Raw genomic sequence first — 26,205 nt, 5'->3', positions numbered from 1 at the left:
ATTGCAAGAAAGGCATCGCCAATTTTAATTTCGGTGATGTCTTTCGCTTCACGAATGCACTTGAGGGGAAGAGAATCATGAAAATATTGACACAAAAAATGCTGTGGCTTGGATTAGTACTCGTCCTGATCGTGTTGACCATATTCGGGGTAGCGATGATGGGATCGGTGCTGGGATCGAGGCCAAAGGAGCTTCCGGTGGCCCTCGTTATCCTTGACCGACCGGCGGATCTGAGCAGCAGTTTACTCTCGTTAGCAACTCCCTCACCGATTCATCCTGATGTGAAGATCATCACCAACGAAGGGATGAACAACCAAGCCTCGTTGGTCGTAAGACAGGGAATGAGGCAAGCGATGCAAATGATAAACGAGAAACTGTTGCAACTGCTGCTTGAGCAGATCGGGCAGCAAACGGAGCAAATTCCGGTTGAAACGGCTAAAGCTTTAATGTCACCGGTGAACGTTCAGGAGGAAGTCGCGCATTCCCCTGGGGCGAATAATGCATCGGGGAATGCGCCGGGTTTTTTTGACCCAGATCATGTGGATCGGCAGCATGGTGACCGGGATCGTATTGTTCCTGGCTAGCCAAAAGGCGGTCGCCGCGGGTTCAAGGAGATGGACAGTCAGCGCGCTGCAAGCTATCGTGGGGCTTGCGACCGTTGGTATAGCGTCAGGCTTCACCGTATGGATGTCTGCGTCGTGGTACAGCATGGAACTAGCGAACGCGAGGGAGACTTGGTGAGGAATCCCTAGTCGCTCCATGATTTTGCTGACAATGACCTCATTGTACGGCTCCTGCTGGGTCGCGCCGCTTCCGCCTTTCACTAAATAAAGCTTTCCATCTATAATAGCCCATTTCTTTTTCAACCAGCCATCAGAGGTATTGTCTGGCGACATCAGGCTAGAGTTTTATGATTTCTATTATATCAAGTCTGCTGAGATTTCGTCATGCAGGCTTTTTGTTTCTCACGACAACCCTTCTGCCGGAGTTGCAATATGTAGAGGTTTTAGCTGCCACAACTAGCAGCGGACAGGATGCTGACAGTCTATCCCGTCATAGAATTTTACGGCGCATAAATTAGCTGTAATGTGACTTGTTTCAACGAAATGTGTATGGTAATAGTAATGGAGAAAATGAAGTTAACATGAAGGGATAAGGTGTATGGCTGATTACGAATGGTATCGAAGCTTTATGGCAATCTATAAGCATAATTCTGTTTCTGAAGCTGCAAAGTCACGAATGATGACCCAGCCGGCGATGAGCCAGCATTTAGCTGCATTGGAAGCAGAGGCGGGAGAAGCTTTATTCAGGAGAACCTCCAGAAAAATGATACCGACCGAACGAGGAAAGGAATTGTACTCACAGTTGGCCCCCTTAATGGAGTCCTTGGATGAAGTTACCTTAAATCTGAATTGTGCTTCTTTATCTACACTGGCCGTCGTGAGGATTGGCACCCATCACGAATTTTTCAGTGCAAAAGTACTTCCGCAAATTCAAAATTACGACATGCGTACAGTCGTACATTTCAGCGAGGCGGATCAACTGCTGCAGCTTCTGAACGAAGACAAGCTGGATTTGATCCTTACATCCAAAAAGATTCCCGAAGCAGGCATAGAGTATCTTAAATTGATGGAGGAGGCGTTCGTTATCGTTGCGCCTGAGCATTATGAAATACCTGAGACCACCAGTCTGATCGCCAAGGAAAAGTGGTTAGCCGCTCAAAACTGGATGAGCTATGGTCTGGAATTGCCGGGTATACGAAGAATGTGGAGAGAGCACTTTAAGAAGCGTCCCCTGATTCGGCCATTACACATCATTCCTGATTACCACCTGATTTTGAGAGCGATTGAAAGCGGCGCAGGTTTAGGAGTAATGCCCACTTACATATTAGAGCATGCAGCGGATACATCAAAATCGAAAGTGATTTTTCCGGAACTAAAAGTGAAAAATGAATTGTTTATCGCATATAAGTACAAACATAAGCATAAGCACCTGTCTTTCATACAGCAGATCGTGAAGTCTATATCCGAGGCTAATTAGAATTATAACTATAAATATATTTATCAATATATCACTATTTCATAATTTGTTTTATTCAAAAGACAGACATACAATAACAACGAAGTACAAATTACCCTACAGGAGGATATCGTAATGACCAGAAAAGTGCTTATCGTTGTTACTAATCATACAGAAATTCACGAGGGAAGAACAACCGGAATTTGGCTGTCCGAATTTGCAGAAGCATATATTGGCTTTGCCAACAAAGGATATGAGATCACCGTAGCTAGTCCGCTTGGAGGAATCGGCCCCATCGATCCTGGAAGTATAAATGACGGTACGACATCAGAAATACTAGCCACCCAAACCTACCTGAAAAATACTTTGCGCGTAGATGAAGTTTCAGAGGCTGAATTTGATGCGATCTTTCTTCCAGGCGGTCACGGAACCATGTATGACCTCCCTAGGCATCAGCCGCTTCATGATTTAATTGCCCGTTTTGACCAAGCCAAAAAGGTTATTGCCGCGGTATGTCATGGTCCTGCAGGTCTCGTTGGTGTCACTTTAGCAGATGGACAACCGCTTGTGTCTGGCAAGCGTGTCACTGCTTTTACAGATCAGGAAGAGGCAAGTGCAAAGCTGGATAAACATGTTCCTTTTTTACTGGAAAGCAAGCTTCGCGATTTAGGTGCTGTATTTGTGGCCGGACCTAAGTGGTCTTCTCATGTAGAGGTGGACGGAAATCTGATTACAGGGCAAAATCCGCAATCTACGATTGCTGCAACCAACGCAGTTATTGCACAACTGGGATAATTGGAGTTTCGGTTCCGGTATCATTCAGATTTTCGTAAGGAGGATTAAAAGCTTATGTCTAAAAACAAAGCACTTGTTGTAGGCGCCACAGGAATTATCGGGAGTTACATTTTGGATCATTTGACCGGTTTGGAGCAGTGGGACGCCATCGGCGCAGCCCGCACAATTCCACAGAAGCACGCTGACCGTTATATCCGTCTGAATCTGTTAGACCGTGAAGAGCTGAGAGAAGCCTTAGGCAAGATCGAGGGGATCACCCATATCTTCTATGCGGCCTATCAGGATTTCCCGGCTCACTCCATCGAGCAGATTGATGTGAATACAAGTATGCTGGCCAATATTGTACAAATCGTTGAAGAAACGTCAGGCTCTTTGCAACGGGTAACTTTAATGCAGGGGGCTAAGGTATACGGTGTACATCTAGGCAAGTTCAAAACACCAGCTAAAGAAAATGATCCGCGCCATCTTCCTCCAAACTTTTATTATAATCAAGAGGACTTTTTGCGCACCTATCAGAACGGGAAAAGCTGGTCATGGACAATTCTGCGGCCTGACGTCGTGACCGGAGTTTCGATTGGCAATCCAATGAGTATCGCGATGGTGATTGCTGTGTATGCCTCCATTTCCAAAGAACTGGGGCTGCCGCTCCGCTTTCCCGGCAAAGAAGGCGCCTACCGAGCGTTGGCACAATTCACCGATGCTTCTCTGCTTGCTCGTGCATCAGCATGGGCGGCTGTTCAGGAGCACACTGCTTTTGAAGTTTTCAATATTACGAACGGAGACCTTTTCCGCTGGGAAAATCTCTGGCCGAAATTGGCTAAATACTTCGATATGGACGAAGGCCCTATTCAGACCATTTCATTATCGGAATTAATGCCATTGCAAAAAGAAACATGGATGGCCATGATTAAAAAATACGATTTGCTACCCACTCCCTATGAAAAAGTTGCGGCCTGGCCTTTTGGCGATTTTGTGTTTGGTTGCGAATATGATGTCATTTCAGATACAACCAAAGTGAAGCAGTTCGGTTTCCATGAGGTTGTAGATAGCGAAGTTGAACTGTTCGCAGTCTTGGATGAGTTAAGAAAACAGAAGCTGATTCCCTAAGGACAAAAGCGGTCTGTGATAAGGAACGCGTCTTAAAATAATAGCGTACTCCTATCGGTTGTCTACCGATAAGGGTACGCTATTTATACTTCTCGATTTGCAATAGCTATCTATCCATAACTTGAGATGGATGCTTTGCTACTTGTCGATATCCGTTGTCCAGGTGGCGTGAGGTTGGAATGGGCTACGGCCTCCTCCACGCTAGTTTATTGCAATCGCGATATTACCGAGTTAGAAAGTATCATTCAGCTATGCTTGTTTGACTTTTGCTTCTCTTTAAATAAGGCAAAAGCGACAGGAGCCCCACTGTGGCCAGCCCAAACCCGAGCCAGAGTGAGGAACGCAATCCATATCCCGCACTGATCAGAAGTCCGCCTACCGAGGAGCCAACCGCCACACCAAACGTTACAATCGCTGTATGAACGGTGTTAACCATCGTATTTCCTTCAGCCACCCGCATGACGCGCGCGACCATAGGAGGATTCATAGGCAAACCAACCAGGCCAATGAACAGGATGGCTGAAATCGCGACTACAGGCAAATGTGCGCCTGCAGCAAAGGATAAAAGGGCAGCAGCTAGAATAACCAACCCCGCTGTGAGCAACTGCATGGTATAGCGATCAGCCAGTCGCCCGGTTATGAAATTGCCGAGGACAGTGGCTGCGCCATAAGCGGCAAGCAGCAACGGAACGACCTCGGAGGAGAATCCCGTTACATTAGTGAAAATAGGGGAAAAGTAGCTAAAAGCTGCAAATGTAGCCCCGATAATCAGAAAGCTTGTGCTATAAGCTGTCCAGAGGTGGCGGTTCCGAAATGCCGCCAACTCTTTCCAAAGCTGAGCCTGCATCGGCTTGGGGGAAGAAGGGATGAGCCATAGGGCCAAGACTCCGGACAACAGAGTCAACACGGAAACCGCCCAGAAGCTAAAACGCCATCCATAGGCTTGGGCAGCTGCGGTTGCTAAAGGTGTGCCAAGTACAGAAGCTAGCATCATCCCCGTGAATAAGCTCGATACGGCTCTTCCACGCGATTTCTCGTTCACTAGCATTGCACACATGGAGACGGATATCCCAAAGATAGCCGAAGATGCAACACCGGTTACAATCCGCGATACCATCATGGCCTCGTAATTCCAGGCAAGCGCGCCGAGCGTCTGACCGGCTAAAAAGACAGCAGTTAAGGATAGGAACGCTTGCTTTTTGGGTACGTTCAATAATCCTGCAGTCAGCAAAGGGCCGCCTATTACCATTGCTGCGGAAAAAGCGGTAATTAAATACCCGACAGCAGAAACCGTTACATCAAACTCGGAAGAGAGCGTGTTCATCATCCCCGCGACCATGAATTCAGAGGTTGTCATACAAAAAATAGTCAGGCTGAGCACGTATATAATAAAGGGCATGTAAAAATCTCCTTTTGGCTGGTATGAATAGCTTGATTTATTTTTTTATTGTTCAGTACAAAATTAGATCAAAAAAATGGCCGGTTCTACCGGCTAAAAATAGAGGCCAAGATACCCTCGACAATGCTGCTTGCCATATCACGGTTTCGCGTAGAGGCATTGAGAACACGCATGCCATAGTAGCTGCTTAGAAATGTCCTGGCCAGCTCCAATGCGGGTCTGTCGGAAGAAATCTTTCCAGACTCGATTCCCTGCTCGATCACTTGGCAGAGGAGCTGTTCTAACAGAATAACATGACGACTGGCCATTCTTTCAACCATAGAATCCGTTCGCGCACGCTCCATAGTAGCATTGATCAACATGCAGCCTTTGTTGTCCGTATCTCCAAAATCCTGCTCCACCGCCCATTCCAGCAGTGCGCGCAGTCTTTCTTTTGCGGGTGCCGGGCTTTCCAGAATGGCGGTTTGCTCCTGAATGCCTTGCTCATGATAGCGTTGAAGTGCCTGCTCGTACAATTCGTGCTTGCTGCCAAACGCATTATACAGACTGCCTCTTCCAAGTCCTGTGCTACTGCATAAATCCTCTGTAGAGCAGGCTTCATATCCTTTTCGCCAAAAAACATCCATTGCCGCATCCAATACCTCAGGCCTTCTAAATTCGCGAGGTCTCCCGCTTTTCTTCACACGTCTTCTCCTTTCATCAAGTGCTAATAAAGACAGTATATATATTTTGTAATGACCAGTCAATAATTATTGCTTTCCATTGGTTGTAATCGGCTACCCATTGAAGGCATTGCGATCCACCTTTTTGCACGTTAGCGACACATTCTCTTTGCGATAGATACCATACGAGTATTTTCGGTTATGGGTAAGTATTGATTACTCGATGGGATAAGTTTATTATAATTATGACTCTAGGTAGTTTGCATTAATTATCTATGAATATGATGGTGTTTACAAATGAAAAATACGATTTTTATCTGAAATACCTTTAATTCAAAGGAGGCTTATCCAATGGATCAAATTGACCTGAATATTCTATATCACCTTCAATCTCAAGCGCGAATTTCCATGACAGAGCTTGGTAAGTGTGTTGCACTGTCGCAACCAGCCGTGACGGAACGAGTAAAAAGGATGGAGGAAAAAGGAATTATCGAACAATATCGAACGATTGTTTCTCCCGAGAAAATCGGAAAACACGCCGCCTCCTACATGCTTTTCCATACCAGGGACTGTGATGCTTTTCTTGAGTTTTGCCGTTCCTCACCCGAAGTGATCGAGTGCCACCGCATTAGCGGAGAGCACAACTATTTGCTAAAAGTCATGACCGATTCCACGCACGCTCTAGAGGAATTCGGAGATAAGTGTAACAAATACGGGAATCATACGATTCTTATCGTAATGTCGTCTCCCATTGACCATAAATTTCTCATTCCAAGCCCTGAAGATGCATGAACCCTAACTAATGGGGATGAAGTGGAGAAAAGAACAGCAGAGAATCCGGTAGCATAACCAGGTTCTCTGCTGTGCTAAGTTGTCTATGTTTAAGCTAGATGTTTCTGTTACGAAAACCGTTTTCTCTGGCACGCCAGGAGACGAAGAACGCGAGAAGCAGCACTACGCACAAGGCCCAAGGGAAACTTTCAGCCCCCAGCTTTTCGAGCAAAATCCCGCCGATCACCCCGCCGCCGCTGATGGCCAGGTTCCATATCGTTACCAGCATGGACTGAGCGATGTCAGCACTTTCTCCAGCAGCATCTGCAATTGCTGTTTGCAGCAAAGTCGCCGCTCCGCCAAACGTCAGCCCCCACACAACAACCCCCATAAAGATTGCTATAGGTTGACTACCTCCGATGCCCAGCAGAACAGACGACAGGATAAAACCGAACAGACTCAGCAATACTAATGTTCGAAGCTTGCGATCGATCCCCACACCGATTATCCAAATGCCGACAATCGATGTGATGCCGAAAATAAGCAAGACCAGATCGACACGTCGGGCAAGAGGGGACTGATTCAGAAACGGTGCGATATAGGTGTAGAGAATATTGTGCGCCAGCACCCAGGCAAATACAACAAAAAGTATGGAGCGTACTCCGGGTATAAGGAACACCTTACGAAAAGAAAGTTGTTTATCCCTTGCTTGTCCTGGAAAATCGGGCAACTTCCATAGCACCCAAACGATAAGCGCCAATGTGAGCAGCGACATGATCCAGAACACGGTGCGCCAGCCCATAAGACCACCGAGAAACGTTCCGATAGGGACACCAAGCGCCAGAGCGAGAGGCGTGCCGACCATAGCCACTGCCATAGCTTTGCCTTTGAGCCGATCGTGAACCATACGCCGCGCATAACCCGCCGTTATTCCCCATACTACCCCGGCGGATACCCCTGCAAAGAAACGTGCCGCCAACGTTAATACATAGTTAAAAGAGAAAGCTGTTATGCTGTTAAACACAAAAAAACCGATTATACACATCAGCAGCAGCGGCCGTCGTCTCCATCCTCGTGTCGCAGCAACCAATGGGATTGCAGCAGCAAGCGAGCCAAGAGCGTATAAGGTCACGAGCTGCCCTGCGAGAGCCTCGGAAATTTCAAATCCCTCGCTAATCTGGGGCAATAGGCCCGCAGGGAGCGTCTCGGTTAGAATGCATATAAATCCCGCCATCGCCAAGGCGAGCAAACCCGCCCATGGCAGACGAGCGGAAGATGGATGACTGGCATCCTGTGGGACAACGATGTTTTGGTTCATTCTGTAAGCACCCTCCTATACTTAAATCATACAAGTCAGTGCTTATAAGCTTACAAAATAACCAAATGGATTTATATAGAACATTAACTGAAAAAATAACAATTTCCCTTTAAATCAACGTCAAATCTTTTGTTTCAATTATAATTTCGTTGTCTCGATTTCAATCGAGATACACGATAGCTAATTCCAAAAATGATTAATGCTAAGACTACGGCAGCCCCCGAAAAGAATCCAAGATTGTTAACAGATCCATATTTGAGCCCAAGTCCGCCGAACAATGCTCCGAGCGCGCTTCCCAAATAGATGAACGAATTATGCAAAGAGAGAACAACCCCAGACATGTTTCCGGATAAATGAATCAACCGATGCTGCTGGGCAGGATTGAAAGCATAACCGCTGAAGCCCCATAAAGCCATTGCAGTGATTCCGACGATCAATGGATCCGCGAAACCGTGAATGAAACGTAATAATGATAGCGTTGTGACCGCGCCGAGCAACAAGAACAGGCTAAGCACGATCGTTCGTGTTGAACCGAATCGGTCAACAGCATATCCGCCAAAATTCACCCCGGCAAAACTTGCGATCCCTGCAAAAAAGAGAACAAGAGTTATCGTTTGCCCTCCTGCTCCAAACTGTCCGAAAATATCAGCTACGTAAGTGTAGACGAGAAAAATGCCGATCCCCCAGGTCAAACTTGTCAATAAGGCAGATATGATCGAAGGACGTTTAAGTAAAGAAAATCTGTTCTTCAAAGAAACCGTACCAGACGGATCGATCTTTGGAAAAAACAAGTGTATGGAAACTGCTGCCATGGCCGCTAGCACGCCAACAATCCAGAATGGCATTCTCCAATTAAGGGTATATGCAATCCACGTCCCTATAGGAACTCCAAGAATTAGAGCAATCGTCTGACCCCCTAGTACCACGGACAGTGAGCGGCCGCGTTTGTCGGGAGGCGCTAGAACAGACGCAGCGTTGGCGGCAGCTGGAGAAAATATCCCCGCACCTGCTGCCGTGATTATCCTTCCTAGAAAAACAGCAGTGTACGTGTTTGCCAATCCGCAGAGAAGGTTTCCGGCAGCAAATAGAAGCAAGGCTCTCACTAAGAGACGCCTCCTCTCGACCCTTCCTGTCCATGTCGTTAAGATCGGCGAACCGATGGCATAAGCAATCGAGAAAACCGTAACAAGTTGCCCCGCGGCAGATAACGAAACATTTAAGTCCTGAGAAATCGCTGGAAGTAACCCGGCAATCATAAAACCTTCCATTCCAATGGAAAATCCGCCCAATGTCAGTAAAAGTAGTCGAAACCCCATAAAAGTAAACTCCCTTCAAAGATTTCATCCATTCAATGTAACCATCATAGTTTCATTGATAAACAAAATAATAAACGTAAAAGTAAAACGTCCACCCCTTCAAGATAATCAAATCAGTTACATCGAAGAGCGAAAAAGAGTCGCTGGAAAATCTACCATTTCCAGCCCTCTCTCGTTTCTTCACTTTAAAGAACCCTCACTACTGTTTTACATTGCTCTGAGCGAGCGTTTCTTGTAACAGATCGGAAATGGTCACTTGAGCCAGCTGTTGCTTCATTGAATCTTCAGACTGACTGTAAATACGGCTTAATGCCGGCTGAATTCCGATGCCAATCAAGCATTTTGGATTAGGCGGGGTATGATGGAGTTCGAACAGTGGCTTTTGCACAATCGCTTCATATACATCCAGCAGTGAGATGGTATCCGGATCTTTTGCGAGTTTCCAGCCAGTATCGGTTCCTCCATGCTGTACGATGACCAGGCGAGCTTTGCGAAGCTGTCCCAATATTCGACGGATGAAAACAGGGCTGGTATTCACGCTGGCAGCAATTCGATTTGAAGCCACAAACTCGTCTTTCTCTTTCGTCATCATCGCAATCCACGATAAACTGTGAAGTGCTATCGTATACCGACTTACGACAGCCATAGGTCTCCCCCCTTTCAATAAAACCATTATAGTTACAACGATATTTGAAGTCAAATGAGCGAATGCAGTCTGTTGTGTCTGTTTATCAACCACTGTGTCCAACCAACTAAAAACCTCACTCTTAACTTATAGACTCAGACCAAGCACTATCGAGTGTTCAATCACCAACTCTAATATTTTTTACAGTTTTATATTCTAAGGAAAAATCCGAGTAAATTCTCTCTCCCCCTTCTCCAGTAGGAGCTTGGGGAAGAAGTCCTACCATTACCGTTTCATCAACAGGAAGGTTGAAAAATCTTGCCATGTAAAAACTGTTACCATCTAAAGAATAATGAAAGGCAAACGAGTTACCCACTCTAGCAATTTGCAGCCATATAGAATCTTCTTCTATATTTACTCCATTAGCATCGTCGGATATTTGATTTGTTACTACACTAACTACAGCACGCGTTCTGAAATCAGTATATTCAAAACACAGTTTTCCCCAAATCTTCTTATCCTTCATTACCATAACCGACGCGGAATCATAAATGTCTTTGAAATCATGCTGTACCTTAACACGCATTACAAAATCGCCTGTAACATCGGTATAGAAAAATGGTGCATTATCCAATGATTCAGGTATAATCCCTCCCTCCGAAGCTACTCCATCACTACAAAAAAAATCGCTTTTCGCAGGCGCATACATCACTATTTTTTCACCATCAAATCTCATGTTGCTTTCATTAAGCCATTTAAAACCACTAAAATTCAGAATTTTCATAACAAACATCCTCTCTAGTTCTTTATATTCCTGTTGATAATAAAATCTATCTTTTTTTATAATTTTATCATCAAAGATAGTTATATAAAGCTATTTTATCATCATTTAATATAATTAAATCGCCAAGTTAAAAATCAAGTCCTCTACAAGCGGGAATTATCATTAATCCCTTGCCCTTGTATACTTACTTTTGATATTTGTCCTTTGAATATTCGTCATGAATCGAAGCGCTGGAATCAGCCGGGTTGGTTACGGCCGTGCTCGGTCTGATTTTCATTGTCTGCTTCTTTATACTCTATTTCCAGTTTTTGATGCGGGGGCTAGAGATGTTCATACTCCGAGTTGGTGTTCCCTTAGCTTGCGCGGGACTATTGGACAACGATAAAGGTGTATTCCGTGCCTATGCTCAAAAATTCACCCAATCCATGTTGGCTGTCGTCATTCAAATCGCTTTAGCTAAGCTAGGTGTTGGTCTAATGCTGCAAAGCCATGTATTTTGGGGCATGGCTTGCATGATGCTAACCATTCGCACGCCACGATTCCTGTCCGACTTCCTGATTACAACGGGCGGTGGAGGCGATGTAGTGAACAACGTCTATCAGAGCGTCAAACTGATCGGCATGGCTCGAAAGCTGAGCAAGGGAGGCTAACATGGTTACCCTAGAGGAATTAGCCCAAGCTGTTGTTCTCCTCATTCGGGTAGGCTGTATCTTCCGCTTCATCTACACCATGATTCGTTTGTCTGGTGCAGATGAGGATGCCAGTAAATACAAAAAACGGGCTCGGAATGTGGTCATCTTTTATATTCTTGCCGAAAGCATTTGGCAGATGAAGGAACTGATCTTGTTTTACTATCGCTAGCGATAATAGCGAACTTGCAGAACAACAAGACGCCTCTACGATTTCAATCTTCGTAGAGACGTTATAGTTAGAACTGAACATCAAACCGTCTATCTTATCTTTCCCATTCGTCTTCTTCCTGCAAACCACTGTACGCAATATTCTCTTGCACATCGGTGCTGTGATCGTCCACCCACACCTGCGGTTCACGACTATGCATAATTTCCCGTAAACGTTCAATGCGCCCACGCAGAGCCTGACAAATCGCATGACAACGGGCCTCGTCAACAAAGAGCGAACCACGAAAAATAGTCCGCACCTCATCTTCAATTCCGTCTAGTCGAGATAGGTCTAGCCAATCGAAGGAGGTCACCAGCTTGATTTGTTCGTTGTGATCAGGCTTGAATGGCTTGCAAGTCAGCTTGCCATCTGCGCGAATCAGACCAAGCGGCTTGGAAAACCAGAGTGATGAACCACTATCATCTGGTCAAGGGCCTCCACAATGCCGGTAATGCCCAGCGCTTCACAGCAGTTCACGTAATGCTGATACACCGAAAGCTGGTTCGGCTTTTGCCTAGTATGCATCACATACCAAGCAGTAATAAGTTCTGTCTGAGGAGTAATGAAATTTTCACACACGCTATAAGGGTAATCTTCCTGCTCCATCAACGTGTAAGGAACATGTGGTATCCCCAATCGCTCCATGATCTTGCTGGCAATGACCTCATTAGAGATTTCGTCATGCAGGCTTTTTATTTCGCATGACAGCTCTTCTGCCGGAGCTGCAACAACAAGCATCGGACAGGATGCCTACTTTGTTCCAAAACGATACAGAAACAGGAGGGTACTAATGAGCAACAAACTCTCATTATCGGATAGAGCAATCTGGATGTTAACGACCTGGCAGTACATCCAGCATGGTTTCGCCACGGAGACTATGGATGCCCGCCGGCCAATGCTAGTACCTCTACACTGTACCATTGTCTTTTCCAATTGATTTTTCTGAAAAAATCAATGATAATAATTATCATTTTCATCTTTTCAAGTCAAAGTTAATCTGATATAATACTACCGAAATACCAAACATCCTACGTTTAATAAAGGAATGATGCTGTTGTTATCTCAGACTCAACGTTTAACTTTGGTTGAACAGGTCGCCTACCAGATCCAGGGGAAGATCGAAAATGGCGAATGGCAAGTTGGGATGCGTATTCCTCCAGAGCCTGAACTAATGGAACAGCTTAAAGTCAGCCGTAATACCTTGAGGGAAGCTATTCGGGCTTTAACGTATGCGGGTCTGCTGAAGACCAGACAAGGGGACGGGACCTATGTCTGCTCCTCAAGTGTTTTGGGGTCAGTGATTAAAAAAGTGATTCAGCATACCGATAAGCTTGAGAGCCTGGAGGTCCGATATGCATTGGAAAGAGAGGCTGCTGTCCTGGCTACGCTTAGGAGAAGCGAGGAAGATTTGGAGGCGATTCGAACATGCTTGGACCAGTGCAGACAAGCAGCAGGCCAGCATGATCTCAAAGCTTATGCTCACTGGGATGTCGAGTTTCACAAAATGGTGATTGCTGCTTCACATAACCAATTGATGGCTAATTTGTTCAATCACATTTCCGAGGCACTGCAAAACATGGTTTTGGAAACGAAGGACTTCAAAAATACGGCTTTTTATCTCGACTCTCATGATTTGCTTTATCAAGCCATTGCCAATCAGGATTGTCACCAAGCTGAGGTGGCTGTTCGTTTATACATTGAAAAGGCTCATACTAAACTGTGCTAAATCAAGCATTCAAATGTACGGATACGACTAATCCCATGAATATCAGGTTTTGAGCCTATCAACATACTGTGACGTTATTTTTTTCTACTACCGACCATATAATGCCCCCTTCTTAAGGGTACTTCCTCCACAGGGATGAAATTGATGATTATTAACTTAAAACGTAGGAGGATCCCATATGAATTCACCAGAACAATTGTTGGAAAACCAGGATGGCATATCCAGTACCGGCATTCGCAAGCAAGCGACACTCTGGTTCTTGATCGTAGGAATTATTTTTATCGCAGCGAATTTGCGTGCTCCCCTCACATCGGTGGGACCATTAGTCAGTCTTATTCGCGAGAACGTGCATATTTCAAATACCTTAGCAGGCTTGATTACCACAGTTCCACTAATTGCATTTGCATTGTTATCACCATTTGTACCAAAATTGGGACGTAAATATGGCGTAGAACGTATTATCCTGATTTCCCTTATTTTTTTGTTCATTGGTATTGCTGTTCGCTCGTTATCCGGAGCAGTTACCTTGTATGTTGGAACAGCAGTTCTCGGGTTTGCTATTACTATATGTAATGTATTACTACCTAGCCTGATTAAACGGGAATTTCCACAACAAATGGGTACTATGACAGGGGTTTATTCTGTTTCCATGAATTTATGCGGGGCGATTGCTTCCGGTATTAGTGTTCCCTTAGCTGTGGGGGCAGGCTTGAACTGGCAAGGGGCCTTGGGAGTATGGGGGATACTTAGCGTCATCTCCATTCTCTTTTGGATACCGCAACTCAAGGCTCCAGCGAACCCAGCCGCTGTTGCCAACCGCCTAGGTAACAACCATCAGGTCAATATATGGCGCTCTCCATTAGCTTGGCAAGTGACTCTTTTTATGGGAATACAATCGGCCATTTTTTATGTGCTGGTGGCATGGCTGCCTGAAATACTAAAAGATCAAGGCATCAGTTCAAGTCAATCCGGCTGGTTTCTCTCGGTTCTGATTATGGCTTCGCTCCCCTTTGCATTTATCGTTCCAGTTATGGCGGGTCGCATGTCTAGCCAACGGTGGTTAGTGGTTATTACAACAATTCTACTTTTGATCGGAACACTTGGCCTTCTTTATAGCAGCATCCATCTGGTTCTGGTTTGGGTTATTATTCTGGGGATTGGATCAGGCTTTGCCTTTGGCTTATCCATGATGTTCTTCGGCTTGCGTACCCAAAGTGCCCATCAGGCGGCTGAATTATCGGGCATGGCCCAATCGATTGGATATCTATTAGCAGCAATTGGACCAGCTCTGATTGGATACTTGCATGATGCCAGTCATAGTTGGAGCGCTCCACTCCTGATATTGGTTGGCGCTTCAGCTCTACTCGGTATCGTTGGTCTAGGTGCGGCTAGAAATCAATTTGTTGGTTCTGGAAAGTAATTCCAGTTATTGTTAAGTACGTATGACGAAATGGAACCGTCGTGCAAACAGCCTAGATCATGGTAGTTCATCGCTTAGATTCTACAACCTAAGAATTAATTGAAACCTCAAACAGCAAGTCCCTATTTCACTTAGGAGACTTGCTGTTTTCTTGTGTTAGTTGGTCAATCGTAGAAAAAAACTTTAGCTGAATGAAGAGGCATCATTTGATACAGCCCTTTATCCATCTTATTGCAATTAAATTAAACATTTTCCATTCTATTTAAACTGGAACCAAGTTAAATTTGCAACTGTGGTTGAATCTGACTTAACAAAAGTAACATAGACCGTATGGGTTCCTACAGCTGTCCCGGCATTAAGCGGGATATTTTTGACTGACCATTTCTGCCATCCGCCTGTGCTTTCTGCCGCCCAATAACCCAGCATAGTGCCTGTAGGACTGTCCAAGTGGAATTCGATTCTTCCGCCGGAATTAGCGGATGCAACCTTCAAATCAATACTTGTTTTAGCTGTACTGCCAAAGTCTACATTTTTAAATGCGATATAGTCGCCATTACTGCCTCCGCCAACATCCAGCCCACCATCCGTGCTTGCCTCATAGTGTATAACACCTGAGCTAAGGTTATAGCCTTCCGCTTCAAATTTCAATGTGTTGAATTTGGGAGCTGCAGCATAGCTGTTCGTATCTGTTATTTTCAATTCTGCGAGTGTAGCTGCCGGAACTCCACCAACGCGAACATTGTTTATTGTAACTCCGGAGACAGTAGATGTGTCACTCCAACCCTTCATTATGGAAACTTCACCTAAAGCGCGTAAATTGATATTATTATAGACCACATTTTTGATCGGACCACTTTTTGCAGAAAGATCAAACCATCTGGAGTGAACACCGGACCTTGGCCAGAAGCCTTCTACATCTATATTGTCAAATATGATGTTTTGTGCTGCTGGAGTCCCATAAAGATGACCTACCGCTAAAGCGCGCCAGCATCTGTATACATAAGAGTTTTTAACAACTATGCCATCCTGAAGCTGCTTCACTCCATCTCCAACCTTGAATGCTCCACATCTGCTCCAAGCCAAAGCATCATCCACAACTACATTTGACTGTTTTTCAGGACTTCCCGGCCAGTTTGCAGCTATATCCGTAGTTGCTACATCCCATGTCTTAAATGAGTAGGTGTCATCCTCCGATACGGCTACCGTGTGCTTTATAAGTACATTCTGGCTCTCTTGAATGTCTATTGCATCATTTTCATAATCAAGTTCATTGTTGTTGAAGTGCTTTGTATTCTGGAATGTTACGTTATTAGATCTTGTAACGATTGTAGCCCAGCCACCGCTGTCTCTTATGGTTATGCCGTCAACCGTAAAGTTGCTGCACTGCAAGGGTACAAGAATATTGTTCAAATAATTGTTTGTATTTCTCATATAATGGCCATTGCCGTCAATAGTCCCCCTGCCGTATATCTTAATATTGTTTGCATTTGTTTCGGTATAAATAAACCATGTTCCATCCTTATTCAGAGAATTCTTATGAAAATGGGTAGTGTAATCGCTTGGATTTCCTGAACCCCTTATAACAGAACCACCCTCCAGATAAACCGAAACATTGCTTTTTAGAACAAGGTTTCCGCTCTTGTAAACTCCGGCTGGAACGTATACGATACCGCCACCTGCTGCGTTAGCCGCATTGATGGCGTTTTGTATTGCAGTTGTAGCCATAGCGGCACCGGTACTGTCGGCACCGTACCCGGTTTTAACATTGTATATCCCTGTACCGGATGAAGCCGGAACATCAGTTTCAAGAGCATCTGCTGCAATAACCAGATCTTTCAGGTTATTGATTTTAACTATAAGATAGGCTGGTGATGAAAGTGTAAATGTAAGTGTATTTCCGCTCTTTGTTGCAGTGATTCCCAAAGCTTTGGGAGAAATATTATAAGTTTTGATTGGCTCGCTTGCTGTTATTGTGATTGTAGTCGTACCTGAAAAAGAGAAATTACAATAATTATAGTTTACAAATACCTCCGAAGTGTCGATTACCGGTATATTTGTAGAGTCTGCTGTTACCGTGTATTGACTGGTCGTAGTATAGATCGACGGTAATGGATAGCTTACAATTGTACCCGCCGCACTTGCTGTCAAAGGAACGACCGCTATAATACTGGCGAGCATACAAACAATCAAACTTAATAACCTTAACTTTTTTAGCATAAATAAACACCCCTTTCATATTTTCAGAAAATACTCTGTTATTAGTGAATAATGATTTCACCAGTGCTGCTCTAGTACTCCGCTCCAATCAAGGCACATGGCCCCGCTGTTACTCCGCATTTCCGCCCTCAGCCTGCTCCCAATCTTATCTATGCTCCGGCTCCAGACAGAGCCGGAGCAGATCGTCCACATGGGCCGTTGCCAGACACTCCACCGTATCCGCAGAGCCGTAATAGATCTTGACCTCGCCGTCATCCTCCAGAATCATCCCTCCCGGAAAAATCACATGATTGCGGAAGCCCCCGCCAATCTCATAGTCTGTCTCCGGTGCCAGCAGCGGCTGCCTGCTCATGCCGATCACCTTGCGGGGGTCCTCCAGATCCAGCAGCATAATTCCGGCGGTATAGCGCTTCTTCCAGGTGTCCTCCCAACCGTGCTTGCCTCTGGCCGGGTCCACATCCACCGCATGGAAGGTGGTCAGCCAGCCCTTATCCGTCCGGACCGGAGGTGCGGCCGGGCCGACCTTGTCATTGGCAAACGGCACCTGCTCAACGGCGAGCAGTAGGCTGGAGTTGCCCCAATGCCTCAGGTCTGGCGACTCGGAGATCCAGGCATCGAAGCGATCCCGGCCGCCGCGGCTGTATACCGTGAAGGGACGCTCCAGCCGGACATACTTGCCGCCGATGGGCTCGGGAAACAGTACCATATTGCGCAGGTCCGGTGTAGACAGGCTGAGCACCTCGAAGTGTTCCAGATCATCGGTAACGGCAATTCCGCCGCGGATGCCATGGTGCGTATCCACGGCAAAACACATATAACAACGGCCGCCGATCACGGTCAGGCGCGGGTCGTAGGCGCGGATAATTTCCTCGTCATGCATTTTGAACACTGGCTTCGGGCCGGCGGTCCAGCTCAGCCCGTCGTCACTGTAAGCAATGCCGAGATCCGTGGTATGGTGCGGCTCAAGCGTCTGATCCACCAGTGAGCCGTAATCATTACGGAAGATCATCACATACTTGCCGTTAAATTTCGTTACACCGGCATTGAAGACCAGTGCGGTGGGGTAAGGAACCTTCGTTGCATCCAGCACCGGATTGCCCGGATACCGTCGGATGAACGGGGCGGATTGCAGAATTGCCGGAGCGTGTTGAGTCATGGGATGTACCTCCTTGAATGTTAAATATGGAATATGAATTGCGCAGGGCCGGACCTCTACCCTTTGAGGGAACCGGCCGTCATCTGCATGAAGGATTTGTTGGCGAACAGATAGGCCACGAGAATCGGCAGAATGGACAAGCAAGCGCCCGCCATCATATAGTGGGTCTGAGAAGCGGCCGAAATCCCGTATTTCAGGTTCGCCAGCCCGACGGTCAGCGTCTGCAGCTCCGGCTTCGTCATCGTGAACACAAGCGGCAGCAGATATTCATTCCACGCGCCGCGGAAGGTGAACAGGGCACCTACGCCAAGTCCGGGTCCGAGCAGCGGCAGAATGATCCGCCAGAAGGTGCGGCCGGGAGAGCTGCCGTCCATCAGCGCCGCCTCGTCCAGCTCGCGGGGAATCCCCTTCATGAAGCTGGAGAGAATGAAGAAGATCGAAGCATGAGCGGAGATCAGAATCAATATAACGCCCCACAGGCTGCTGTGCAGATGAAGCTTAACCATCAGATCGAACTGCGGACGCAGCACGACCGCCCCTACAGCCACGAACATGGTGAAGGATTGCAGTCCGATATACAATTTTTTACCGGCAAAATCCATCCGATCCACCACATAAGCCGCCATGGATGATACCAGCAGCGTGCCGACCACCGCCGCCAGGGAGACAATCAGGCTGTTCAGGGTATACCTGGAGAAATTGGCCTGCGCCCAGGCTTCGGCATAGTTCGAGAAGTGCCAGCTCGCCGGCAGGAAGGTCGCTCCCGCAGTAAGCTCAGCATTCGTCTTGAAGGAGCCCAGGATGGTGATAACGACCGGAATCAGCGTAATAAAAGCAACAGCCAGCAAAAAAATCCACAGGATGATATTGCCCAGTATGGTTCTTAGTCTCATAATAGCCTCTCTCCTCAATCGGTCTGATTCATGCGTCTGGATGCGTAGAAATAAATGAGTGATATCATCCCTACAATGACCGCAGACACAAAGGCGACCGCACTGCCGTATCCGAACTCCTGGACCTGAACCGCCGCGCTGCTCCCGCCGACAGGGAAAAATAATTTGTACAAATACAGGAACATGACCTCTGTCTTGCCTACAGGACCTCCTTCAGTCAGAACCATGATGCTCTCGTAGCCCTTCAGGGCTGTAATGATCGCCAGCATAATAACCATCTGCATCACAGGTCCGAGCATAGGCAGGGTGACATAGCGGAACTGTTGGATTCTGCCTGCCCCGTCCAGGGAAGACGCCTCATACACATCCTCCGGAATATTCTGCAGACCGGCGAGGAAAAGCAGCATATAATTGCCGACCGCCCCCCAGGCCGCAACCAGAATGACGGTGAGCATGGCATATTTCGGCCCCAGCCAGTCCACGCCGGAATCGGAGAGGCCCAGGCGGATCAGAAACTGGTTGAGAATCCCGTTATATGAGTTGAAAATCGTGAAGAAGACTACGGCCATTACCGCGGTACTGATGACGGTCGGCATGAAGAAAATCCCCCGCAGCAGTTGTCTGCCCCGCAGCCCCCGGTTCAATATGACTGCCAGCAGCAGGGCCAGCGGAATGGTGATCAGCAGCTTGCCGCCAGCATAGACAAATGTATTCACCACTGAATCCCAGAACTGGGTGTCCTTCAGAATGCGGCTGAAATTGGCCAGACCGGTAAACCGCGCCGTTCCGAACCCTTTGTAATCATAGAACATATAGCGGAACGCCCAGGCAATCGGGTAAATCCCGAGAACCAACGTGAGCAAGGCACTTGGAAAGATAAAACTGTATGAAAATAAGGCATGTTTCGTTTTGTTCATCTGGTTTCTTCCGGCTCCTTTCCTTTACGACCAGAGCATAGGGATGGGGGAGCTGCTCCCTCATCCCCCGCTATCCCGGCCTATATCTGTATCCTAACCTTCCGTCTACTTGGCGAACTTGCCGCCCAGAGCGGCGGGATCAAAGCCGGTATCCGGCTCTGCCTTTATACCGTCATTCGCAATCACACTGTCCAGTGCAGCGTTATAGCGTTTGTTCAGATCAGCGATAACCGCCTTCAGGTCGCCGCCGTTCAACATATATTTGAAGAAAGCATCATCCGATTTCATCCCTTCCGGTGCTACAGACGGGTAGACCGGCCACACCCCATCGTGCTTGTTCGGCAGGAAGCCTTCAATGCCGTTCACATCCGGTGTCTTGGCTGCTGCGCTAATGGATGGAACCATGGAGATGCCGAAGCCTTTTTCCTGATAATCCGTCAGTACCTGATCGCCGTACATAAACTCCATGAACTTCCAGGCTGCTTCTTTATGCTCTGATTTCGAGCTCAGCGCCAGCCATTGGCCCCCGAGGAAGCCGGAAGCCCCCTTCACGGTGCCGTCGATGGTAGGAACCGGAGCGGCCGCCCAGTCAATCTTGGCCGGGAACTGATTTTTGTAGACGCCAGGCTCTGAGGAGTAGGACATATACATTCCAATCTTGCCTTCCGCAAACTGCGCCCGCAGCGGATCAATATCCAGCGATTCTACACCCGGCAGCATGCTGCCGTCGTCCCTGATCTGCTTAAAGGCATTGATGATTGGCTCGAAGCCGCTGAAGTCGTAGCGGGCTGTCTTGAAATCATACCCGAAGCCGCCATAGCCGCTCATCTCCGCAACCACCCGTGCCGAACGTGCGAACGCACTGCCGGGGCTCTTGAAGTTAAGGGCGAAGCCATAAGCGCCGTCCGCTTTGCCGGCTTCTGTCAATTTCTTGGCTGTATCCACCAGCTCCTGCAGGGTAGTCGGCGGATGTTCAATACCCGCTTTGGCGAACAGATCCTTGTTGTACACCAGACGCATGGTCGTTCCATAGTTTGGCAGACTGTAACGCTTGCCGTCGAATTCGTTCAGATCCGGCATGGCCGGGAATTTCGCCTTCAGCTCATCGTTCAGGAACTCGTCAATAGGAGCGAGAAAGCCTTTTTTGTAGAAGGTCTGGACGGTATTCTCCTTCACCCGGATCACATCCGGTGCATCGGAGGTCTGGAAGGACAGATCGAGCGCGGTATCGAAGTCGTCGCCCTTGACGACCAGCTCCACCTCAATCCCGTCAGTATTGGCCCTGTTGAACTCGGCTACCTTCTCCTTCACGAAATCCGCATCGTGGCGGTCGCCTGTCCAGTAGCTGATTTTAGTTTTCCCTCCCGAGCCTGCTGTCGCCCCGTTTCCCGCGCCTTCCGCAGCATTGCCTTCGCCACTGTTACCGTTGCCGCAGGCTGCCAAGCCAAGTGCCAGGACCAGGCTCAGAGATGTCATTAGCATACGCTTCATCATTGGTAGTACCCCCTTATATATCCCTTATGTATTCGCTTACAACCTGATTATAGTTCGATAGGCGCATCCAGATAAGGCGGGTAAGCCCACATTAAGGGCAGATTTCTGCAGGAGTTCTATACAGACAAAGGAGGTAATCTCCGCCCTGCGGAAATCCCTCCCCTGCTGATTCCTATTATTTTCCAATATAATCCAATTTGAACTCGGACGGGGTCATGCCAGTATATTTCTTAAACACCTCGCTGAAATAGCGCCTGTGCTCATACCCGAGATCCTGGGCGATCTCCTGAACCTGCCGGCCGCTGATCAGCATCGCCTTGGCCTTCTCCATCTTCTCATGCATCACATACTGCTGAAACGAAATTCCCTGCACCTTCTTGAACAGATTGGAGAAATACCCCTGGCTAAGGTTAATCTGCTTCGCCATCTGCTCCAGCGACAACCCCGTGTCCAGATGACTATGGATATATTCGACGGCTTGGCGGATAATCCGCGTGGACTCCAGGGAACGGGCCTCCGTAACCAGCGCACAGGCCTCCCGGCACAGCCAGGACAGCAGGTCCCGGATATCCTGCAGGGAAGGATGCACCTGGTTCTTCATGGCGGCAATTCTGAGCTCCAGCGGCTCCACCTGTCCGTAAGGAAACTGCTCCAGCAGGACCCGGCAGATTCTGGAGCTCAGCTCATAGCCGACGCTTTCAACATAACGCGGCTCAGGCAAAAGTCCGCTGTCCAGCAGCTCCGCGAACAGCTGGTCCAGCACCTGCAGGCTTTTGGCGGAATTGCCGGAACGCAGGGCGAACAGCAGCTCCTGCTCGGCGGCGGCGGAATAGCTGTGGAGCGAGAGAGGTTTATTCTCGATATTGCTATAATGATATACCCCGTTGCCCCCGGTATAGAAATGATACGCCAACGCGCTAAGCGCCTGCCTGTACGCCGTACCCAGCTCCTGAATCGCCACTGTGCCCAGGCCCACGCCAATAGAAATGGTATGACGCGAGAAGCGGCTTACATTCATGCAGCAGGCCTCCGTAATCAGTGCGGCAGTCTCCGGGTCCGATCCGTTCATGATGCAGACGTACCGGTCTGTCGCCTCCCGGATAATAACACCGCGGGTCCAGGCGGAAATCGTCTCTTCGAGAATATTGTGCAGGCTGAACCTTAGCAGCTCGACCTCCTGCACAGGCTGGCCGTCCAGCTTCTCCGCAAAATGATCGATCTCAGCGACAAACACGAAGAAATCATGCTGGTCCAGCGGGATATCAAGATAGGCCCAGCGGGAACGAGCATCCGCTTCTGTCGTCTGATGGTGCAGCAGGAAGGTGAGATATTCCTGGCGGAGAATAGGCAGACTTTCCCTGATTCTCGCCTCCATTACAGCAAGTCTGGCGGTCTCCTGACGCTCCTCCCGGCACAGCTCCCTGGCCTTCAGCACTGCATTCACAATCTCCTCCAGGGAAAAGGGCTTCTTCACGAAATCAAGCGCCCCCAGCCGGATGGCTTCCTGGGCATAAGAGAACTCTGAGTAAGCGCTGAGGATAATAATCTTACAGTCCGGCTGCACCTCCAGTATCGCCCGGGTCATCTGTAGGCCGTCCATTCTTGGCATCCGGATATCCGTCAGCACAATGTCCGGCCGGGTCTCGCGGATGATCTGCAGCCCCGCTTCGCCGTTAAGCGCCGTACCTGTGACCTCAATCCCGTGCTCCTGCCACGGCGGCTTGCGCGAGACCATCTCCACCACACTTTTAATATCGTCGATTATACATAATTTGAAGCTTTCCGACTCCAGCTTTTGGTCCATCCTTCATCTCTCCTCCCTAGGCGGAATCCACAGATCCGTCCGTGATCCCTTACATGCTTCGCCGCTAACGTCCATACGGGCTTCGGTCCCGTAATACAAGGCCAGCCGGTGCCTGATGTTGAACAGGGCATAGCCTTTTCTGGATTGCGGAGCCCTGACCATCCCCTGCTTGACCTGTGCAGCATCAAGCCCCTGGCCGTTGTCGGTAATGCAAATATGCAGGAGCCCCTGCTCCCGGCTGACCGTGATGTCTATCCTGCCTCCTATTGTCCGGTCGCTGAATCCATGCTGAATGCTGTTCTCCACCACCGGCTGCAGGATAATCTTCGGCAGCAGGCAGGACAGCAGAGCCTCGTCCTCTACTGTCACCGTGTACTCAAACAGCCCTTCATAGCATTTCTGCTGAATGGCGAAATACTGCCGCATGTGGGACAGCTCATCCGCCAGGGTAATCAGATCCTTGCCGCCGCTGAGCCCGATCTGGAACATCTGCGACAAAGACAGGATCATCTCATTTACATCGTCATTTTCGCCCATGACCGATTTGCAATAAATGGTGTTCAACGTATTGTACAGAAAGTGCGGCTCCATCTGCGCCGTAAGGGCACGGATCTCTGCATGACGCTTGCCCTCCTCCTTGGTCTTCACATCCTCGATCAACGTCTTAATCTCCGACACCATCCGGTTGAACTGAAAGCCAACCTGGGCAACCTCGTCCTCATAACGGCTCTCATACACTACACTGAGCTGGTTCTCTTCAACTCTGCGCATCAGCCGCCGCAGCTTGAACAGGGGCTTCAGCAGCACAGATGTCAGCTGATTGGAGATCAGCCAGGTGGCCAGCAGGAAGACAACGATGACATAGAGGGTAATGCGCTGCACCCGCTGTAGCTTACCCAGCAACTGGTCCCGCGACTGCATACCGGAGATGATCCAGTCGGGTGATACCGCTGAGCTTGTATAATTCACCAGATATTCCTTGCCGCCATAGCTGTAGTTATGATTCTGCGGATTGACCCCTTTTCCGGCTTCGGCAAGCACCGGCTTCCAGGGGAACCTGCCCCGGAACGGCCAGCGGGACTCCACCACCGCTTCTCCTTCCCCGCTCACCAGGTAATAATTCCATCCTGCTTGTTCACCGCCTTTATTCAGCAGCTCATCTATCCGGCTCTCCCTGATATTGACCACAATAAATACATTGCTGATCGGCGTGTAAGGGTATTCATAAATTCCCCTAACTACGAAGGAGACCACCCGCTGGCTGCCCGTGAACAACCGATCATAATGTCCTTTGGCCCAGTAGCCGCCCGGCTGTTCCTTGCTCAGATCATATAATTCCGAGCCGTAGAACGAGTTGTCCTGCGCCCGGATCTGCGTAGTGGGATAGAAGTCGCCAATCGGGGTAACGATCAGCACATTCTCAATGATCGGCTGATTGAACGTTGCCTGCGAGAGGACATACTGCAGATCGGACAGATGTACATAATAATTGGAGACATCATGGCTCAGTACATCCATCATCATCTTGCGGTACGCATCGCTCAGCATCAGGGACTGCACGGACAGCGCTACATCATTCAGGCGGGAATCCAGAAGCTGGGCAGTTTTGCTTACAGTTTCCCGGTTGCCGGCGTAGGCATTGTCTTCGATCTCCTGCGCGGCAATCCAATACGAGAAGCTGCCCATTGCAGTGATGGACAACGTGATCAGCACGATGAACGAGAACAGAATCCTCTGTTTGATGGATATCCGGTAATACCTGCCAGCAATCTGCCGCCGGAGCTGCCGGCCATAGGCTGTGAATGTATTCATAGTTCCCCCTTCTTGAGCATGTATCCCCCTACGATTGTCAGTTCTTGTCACTTGTACCATACGGCTGCTCCGGCCCGGCGTCAAGAGAGGGCATGATTATTTAGCGGATTCCGTCCCTTATTATCAATAGGCGGGGGCCCTCCGCATAACATGGTGCGAATTCACTAATCATGGCTCAGGTTAACGGGAAGCTGCGCGCTTGAGTAATTATGCTTGTGACGGTCAGTCTTACAATTGCGGATGTAGAGGGCTATTGAATTAACTTGCTCGTTTTTGGGGTGGGCCTTCTAGGTGAGCTTCTTTGTTTTTCAGCATGCTATATTCGTGCCATAGCAATTGGCGTTAGCATGAAAGAAGTACATGAATGGCTGGCTGGGTCACATTGTCTATTCCACCACAGCCAACATCTATACTCACTTGGAATCCAATTCCAAGGTCACTTTTGCAAACCGAATGAAGTAATAAAAATCATGACCACCCGTCCAACGGGTGGTTTGCTCTTGGGGTATAACCCCCTGTTGCCAAAATGCGCCTAAAGACGCTAGCCTGACAGCAAATCTGTTCAGGCTCAGTGTTATTTGTCACTTTCACTTACCAGTTAAACTGGTTTTTTGCTCCTATTGCTGCTAAATGGATCTTCGTATTCTTTTACACTCAGCTTATCTACCGCTTGGTCATGTGCTTCTTGCTCACGAATGTATTTTGCTACGGTCGCCTCATTTAATCCCACGGTGCTTACATAGTACCCTTCAGCCCAAAATTTTCGATTCCCATATTTATACTTTAATTGCGCGTGCTTCTCAAAGATCATTAGCGCACTTTTCCCCTTCAGATATCCCATGAATGTCGATACAGATATTTTGGGTGGTATGGCTACCAACATGTGTACATGGTCAGGCATCATATGCCCTTCTATGATCTCTATTCCCTTGTACTTACTTAATCGTTTGAATATTTCGATTAGATCTTTCCTCACTGTCAATCGTCTGTGAAAATGTCACCTTAACTGTGCTATGAAAATGTCACTTTATTCGTTGGAGCCTCCTGCTTCACCAGGAGGTCTCCGAATA

At 48.0% G+C, this 26,205-nt stretch carries 24 protein-coding genes and 1 pseudogene; 9 read left to right on the top strand and 16 right to left on the bottom strand.

The features are described 5' to 3' along the window. Window positions 1-77: 77 nt before the first annotated feature. The 4 genes from C557_RS23370 to C557_RS0110965 all read left to right on the top strand — a co-directional run bounded on the left by C557_RS23370 (window position 78) and on the right by C557_RS0110965 (window position 3,921). Window positions 78-584 carry a YhgE/Pip domain-containing protein gene (locus C557_RS23370; protein WP_240472952.1) on the top strand — a complete coding sequence of 169 codons (507 nt, stop codon included), beginning with the start codon at window positions 78-80 and terminating at the stop codon, window positions 582-584. Window positions 585-1,161: 577 nt separating this feature from the next. Beyond that, the gene (locus C557_RS0110975; RefSeq protein ID WP_018751911.1) at window positions 1,162-2,040 is read left to right on the top strand and encodes a LysR family transcriptional regulator; all 879 of its coding nucleotides are present in this window, start codon (window positions 1,162-1,164) and stop codon (window positions 2,038-2,040) included. A 114-nt stretch (window positions 2,041-2,154) separates the two neighbouring features. Next, window positions 2,155-2,814 (top strand): type 1 glutamine amidotransferase domain-containing protein, encoded by a 660-nt coding sequence (locus C557_RS0110970; RefSeq protein ID WP_018751910.1) that lies wholly within the window; start codon window positions 2,155-2,157, stop codon window positions 2,812-2,814. 54 nt (window positions 2,815-2,868) lie between these two features. Further along, window positions 2,869-3,921, top strand: coding sequence for an SDR family oxidoreductase (locus C557_RS0110965; RefSeq protein WP_018751909.1), 1,053 nt, complete (start codon window positions 2,869-2,871; stop codon window positions 3,919-3,921). 241 nt (window positions 3,922-4,162) lie between these two features. Here C557_RS0110965 and C557_RS0110960 read toward each other — a convergent pair whose 3' ends face one another. Together C557_RS0110960 and C557_RS0110955 are read right to left on the bottom strand one after the other, a co-directional pair. Beyond that, a complete protein-coding gene (locus tag C557_RS0110960; protein ID WP_018751908.1) occupies window positions 4,163-5,320 on the bottom strand; it encodes an MFS transporter in 1,158 nt (385 codons plus the stop codon). 86 nt (window positions 5,321-5,406) lie between these two features. After that, on the bottom strand, window positions 5,407-6,003 hold the full coding sequence (locus tag C557_RS0110955; RefSeq protein WP_018751907.1) for a TetR/AcrR family transcriptional regulator: 597 nt from the start codon (window positions 6,001-6,003) through the stop codon (window positions 5,407-5,409). 330 nt (window positions 6,004-6,333) lie between these two features. Between C557_RS0110955 and C557_RS0110950 the strand changes: the two genes are divergently transcribed. Continuing rightward, a complete protein-coding gene (locus C557_RS0110950; RefSeq protein ID WP_018751906.1) occupies window positions 6,334-6,774 on the top strand; it encodes an Lrp/AsnC family transcriptional regulator in 441 nt (146 codons plus the stop codon). 94 nt (window positions 6,775-6,868) lie between these two features. Here the strand turns inward: C557_RS0110950 and C557_RS0110945 are convergent, their stop codons facing one another. From C557_RS0110945 to C557_RS0110930, 4 genes are all read right to left on the bottom strand, one after another. Continuing rightward, window positions 6,869-8,071: an MFS transporter gene (locus tag C557_RS0110945; RefSeq protein WP_018751905.1), complete on the bottom strand. Its 1,203-nt coding sequence runs from the start codon at window positions 8,069-8,071 to the stop codon at window positions 6,869-6,871. Between the two features lie 134 nt (window positions 8,072-8,205). Next, window positions 8,206-9,387, bottom strand: a complete 1,182-nt coding sequence (locus C557_RS0110940) for an MFS transporter (RefSeq protein ID WP_018751904.1) — start codon at window positions 9,385-9,387, stop codon at window positions 8,206-8,208. A 199-nt stretch (window positions 9,388-9,586) separates the two neighbouring features. After that, entirely contained in the window at window positions 9,587-10,033 is a 447-nt protein-coding gene (locus C557_RS0110935; protein WP_018751903.1) for an Rrf2 family transcriptional regulator, read from the bottom strand. A 157-nt stretch (window positions 10,034-10,190) separates the two neighbouring features. Then, window positions 10,191-10,796 (bottom strand): DUF1349 domain-containing protein, encoded by a 606-nt coding sequence (locus tag C557_RS0110930; RefSeq protein ID WP_018751902.1) that lies wholly within the window; start codon window positions 10,794-10,796, stop codon window positions 10,191-10,193. 221 nt (window positions 10,797-11,017) lie between these two features. On the opposite strand from C557_RS0110930, the gene C557_RS23365 reads away from it, so the two are divergent. Both C557_RS23365 and C557_RS0110920 read left to right on the top strand, forming a co-directional pair. Next, window positions 11,018-11,446 (top strand): conjugal transfer protein TrbL family protein, encoded by a 429-nt coding sequence (locus C557_RS23365; protein WP_338048792.1) that lies wholly within the window; start codon window positions 11,018-11,020, stop codon window positions 11,444-11,446. 1 nt (window position 11,447) lies between these two features. After that, the gene (locus C557_RS0110920; RefSeq protein WP_018751900.1) at window positions 11,448-11,657 is read left to right on the top strand and encodes a hypothetical protein; all 210 of its coding nucleotides are present in this window, start codon (window positions 11,448-11,450) and stop codon (window positions 11,655-11,657) included. A 94-nt stretch (window positions 11,658-11,751) separates the two neighbouring features. Here the strand turns inward: C557_RS0110920 and C557_RS25450 are convergent, their stop codons facing one another. Further along, the gene (locus C557_RS25450; RefSeq protein WP_240472951.1) at window positions 11,752-11,955 is read right to left on the bottom strand and encodes a hypothetical protein; all 204 of its coding nucleotides are present in this window, start codon (window positions 11,953-11,955) and stop codon (window positions 11,752-11,754) included. Window positions 11,956-12,074: 119 nt separating this feature from the next. Beyond that, window positions 12,075-12,434 carry a hypothetical protein gene (locus tag C557_RS25445; protein ID WP_018751899.1) on the bottom strand — a complete coding sequence of 120 codons (360 nt, stop codon included), beginning with the start codon at window positions 12,432-12,434 and terminating at the stop codon, window positions 12,075-12,077. 316 nt (window positions 12,435-12,750) lie between these two features. Here C557_RS25445 and C557_RS0110905 point away from each other — a divergent pair, with 316 nt between their 5' ends. Both C557_RS0110905 and C557_RS0110900 read left to right on the top strand, forming a co-directional pair. After that, window positions 12,751-13,422 (top strand): FadR/GntR family transcriptional regulator, encoded by a 672-nt coding sequence (locus C557_RS0110905; RefSeq protein WP_026263413.1) that lies wholly within the window; start codon window positions 12,751-12,753, stop codon window positions 13,420-13,422. A 178-nt stretch (window positions 13,423-13,600) separates the two neighbouring features. Beyond that, complete coding sequence (locus C557_RS0110900; protein ID WP_018751896.1) at window positions 13,601-14,842, top strand: CynX/NimT family MFS transporter; 1,242 nt, start codon at window positions 13,601-13,603, stop codon at window positions 14,840-14,842. A 258-nt stretch (window positions 14,843-15,100) separates the two neighbouring features. Here C557_RS0110900 and C557_RS23355 read toward each other — a convergent pair whose 3' ends face one another. From C557_RS23355 to tnpA, 8 genes and pseudogenes are all read right to left on the bottom strand, one after another. Continuing rightward, on the bottom strand, window positions 15,101-17,059 hold the full coding sequence (locus tag C557_RS23355) for a carbohydrate-binding protein (protein WP_018751895.1): 1,959 nt from the start codon (window positions 17,057-17,059) through the stop codon (window positions 15,101-15,103). 145 nt (window positions 17,060-17,204) lie between these two features. Continuing rightward, entirely contained in the window at window positions 17,205-18,215 is a 1,011-nt protein-coding gene (locus C557_RS0110890; protein WP_018751894.1) for a glycoside hydrolase family 130 protein, read from the bottom strand. Window positions 18,216-18,271: 56 nt separating this feature from the next. Next, a complete protein-coding gene (locus C557_RS0110885; protein ID WP_018751893.1) occupies window positions 18,272-19,108 on the bottom strand; it encodes a carbohydrate ABC transporter permease in 837 nt (278 codons plus the stop codon). 14 nt (window positions 19,109-19,122) lie between these two features. Beyond that, a complete protein-coding gene (locus tag C557_RS0110880) occupies window positions 19,123-20,025 on the bottom strand; it encodes a carbohydrate ABC transporter permease (RefSeq protein WP_018751892.1) in 903 nt (300 codons plus the stop codon). Between the two features lie 105 nt (window positions 20,026-20,130). Further along, entirely contained in the window at window positions 20,131-21,519 is a 1,389-nt protein-coding gene (locus C557_RS0110875; protein ID WP_018751891.1) for an ABC transporter substrate-binding protein, read from the bottom strand. A 175-nt stretch (window positions 21,520-21,694) separates the two neighbouring features. Then, window positions 21,695-23,323: a response regulator gene (locus tag C557_RS0110870; RefSeq protein ID WP_018751890.1), complete on the bottom strand. Its 1,629-nt coding sequence runs from the start codon at window positions 23,321-23,323 to the stop codon at window positions 21,695-21,697. A 3-nt stretch (window positions 23,324-23,326) separates the two neighbouring features. Beyond that, a complete protein-coding gene (locus C557_RS0110865; protein ID WP_018751889.1) occupies window positions 23,327-25,135 on the bottom strand; it encodes a cache domain-containing sensor histidine kinase in 1,809 nt (602 codons plus the stop codon). 598 nt (window positions 25,136-25,733) lie between these two features. Then, window positions 25,734-26,108: pseudogene (tnpA, locus tag C557_RS23350) on the bottom strand (IS200/IS605 family transposase); the annotation flags it as partial. Window positions 26,109-26,205: the final 97 nt, after the last annotated feature.

It is taken from the genome of Paenibacillus sanguinis 2301083 = DSM 16941, from assembly GCF_000374825.1.
Classification (GTDB): Bacteria; Bacillota; Bacilli; order Paenibacillales; family Paenibacillaceae; genus Fontibacillus; species Fontibacillus sanguinis.
Note: the sequence above shows the minus strand (reverse complement) of the source record. Positions and strands in the feature narration are given on the sequence as shown.

What these genes read in the sequence shown, in the direction of transcription:
- C557_RS0110945 (WP_018751905.1), bottom strand. Translation starts at nt 8,071, where the DNA reads ATGAACCAAAACATCGTTGTCCCACAGGATGCCAGTCATCCATCTTCC.
- C557_RS0110870 (WP_018751890.1), bottom strand. Translation starts at nt 23,323, where the DNA reads ATGGACCAAAAGCTGGAGTCGGAAAGCTTCAAATTATGTATAATCGAC.
- C557_RS0110965 (WP_018751909.1), top strand. Translation starts at nt 2,869, where the DNA reads ATGTCTAAAAACAAAGCACTTGTTGTAGGCGCCACAGGAATTATCGGG.
- C557_RS0110975 (WP_018751911.1), top strand. Translation starts at nt 1,162, where the DNA reads ATGGCTGATTACGAATGGTATCGAAGCTTTATGGCAATCTATAAGCAT.
- C557_RS0110875 (WP_018751891.1), bottom strand. Translation starts at nt 21,519, where the DNA reads ATGATGAAGCGTATGCTAATGACATCTCTGAGCCTGGTCCTGGCACTT.
- C557_RS0110940 (WP_018751904.1), bottom strand. Translation starts at nt 9,387, where the DNA reads ATGGGGTTTCGACTACTTTTACTGACATTGGGCGGATTTTCCATTGGA.
- C557_RS0110900 (WP_018751896.1), top strand. Translation starts at nt 13,601, where the DNA reads ATGAATTCACCAGAACAATTGTTGGAAAACCAGGATGGCATATCCAGT.
- C557_RS0110890 (WP_018751894.1), bottom strand. Translation starts at nt 18,215, where the DNA reads ATGACTCAACACGCTCCGGCAATTCTGCAATCCGCCCCGTTCATCCGA.
- C557_RS23355 (WP_018751895.1), bottom strand. Translation starts at nt 17,059, where the DNA reads ATGCTAAAAAAGTTAAGGTTATTAAGTTTGATTGTTTGTATGCTCGCC.
- C557_RS25445 (WP_018751899.1), bottom strand. Translation starts at nt 12,434, where the DNA reads ATGCTTGTTGTTGCAGCTCCGGCAGAAGAGCTGTCATGCGAAATAAAA.
- C557_RS0110935 (WP_018751903.1), bottom strand. Translation starts at nt 10,033, where the DNA reads ATGGCTGTCGTAAGTCGGTATACGATAGCACTTCACAGTTTATCGTGG.
- C557_RS0110930 (WP_018751902.1), bottom strand. Translation starts at nt 10,796, where the DNA reads ATGAAAATTCTGAATTTTAGTGGTTTTAAATGGCTTAATGAAAGCAAC.
- C557_RS0110960 (WP_018751908.1), bottom strand. Translation starts at nt 5,320, where the DNA reads ATGCCCTTTATTATATACGTGCTCAGCCTGACTATTTTTTGTATGACA.
- C557_RS0110920 (WP_018751900.1), top strand. Translation starts at nt 11,448, where the DNA reads ATGGTTACCCTAGAGGAATTAGCCCAAGCTGTTGTTCTCCTCATTCGG.
- C557_RS0110950 (WP_018751906.1), top strand. Translation starts at nt 6,334, where the DNA reads ATGGATCAAATTGACCTGAATATTCTATATCACCTTCAATCTCAAGCG.
- C557_RS23370 (WP_240472952.1), top strand. Translation starts at nt 78, where the DNA reads ATGAAAATATTGACACAAAAAATGCTGTGGCTTGGATTAGTACTCGTC.
- C557_RS0110885 (WP_018751893.1), bottom strand. Translation starts at nt 19,108, where the DNA reads ATGAGACTAAGAACCATACTGGGCAATATCATCCTGTGGATTTTTTTG.
- C557_RS0110865 (WP_018751889.1), bottom strand. Translation starts at nt 25,135, where the DNA reads ATGAATACATTCACAGCCTATGGCCGGCAGCTCCGGCGGCAGATTGCT.
- C557_RS0110970 (WP_018751910.1), top strand. Translation starts at nt 2,155, where the DNA reads ATGACCAGAAAAGTGCTTATCGTTGTTACTAATCATACAGAAATTCAC.
- C557_RS0110880 (WP_018751892.1), bottom strand. Translation starts at nt 20,025, where the DNA reads ATGAACAAAACGAAACATGCCTTATTTTCATACAGTTTTATCTTTCCA.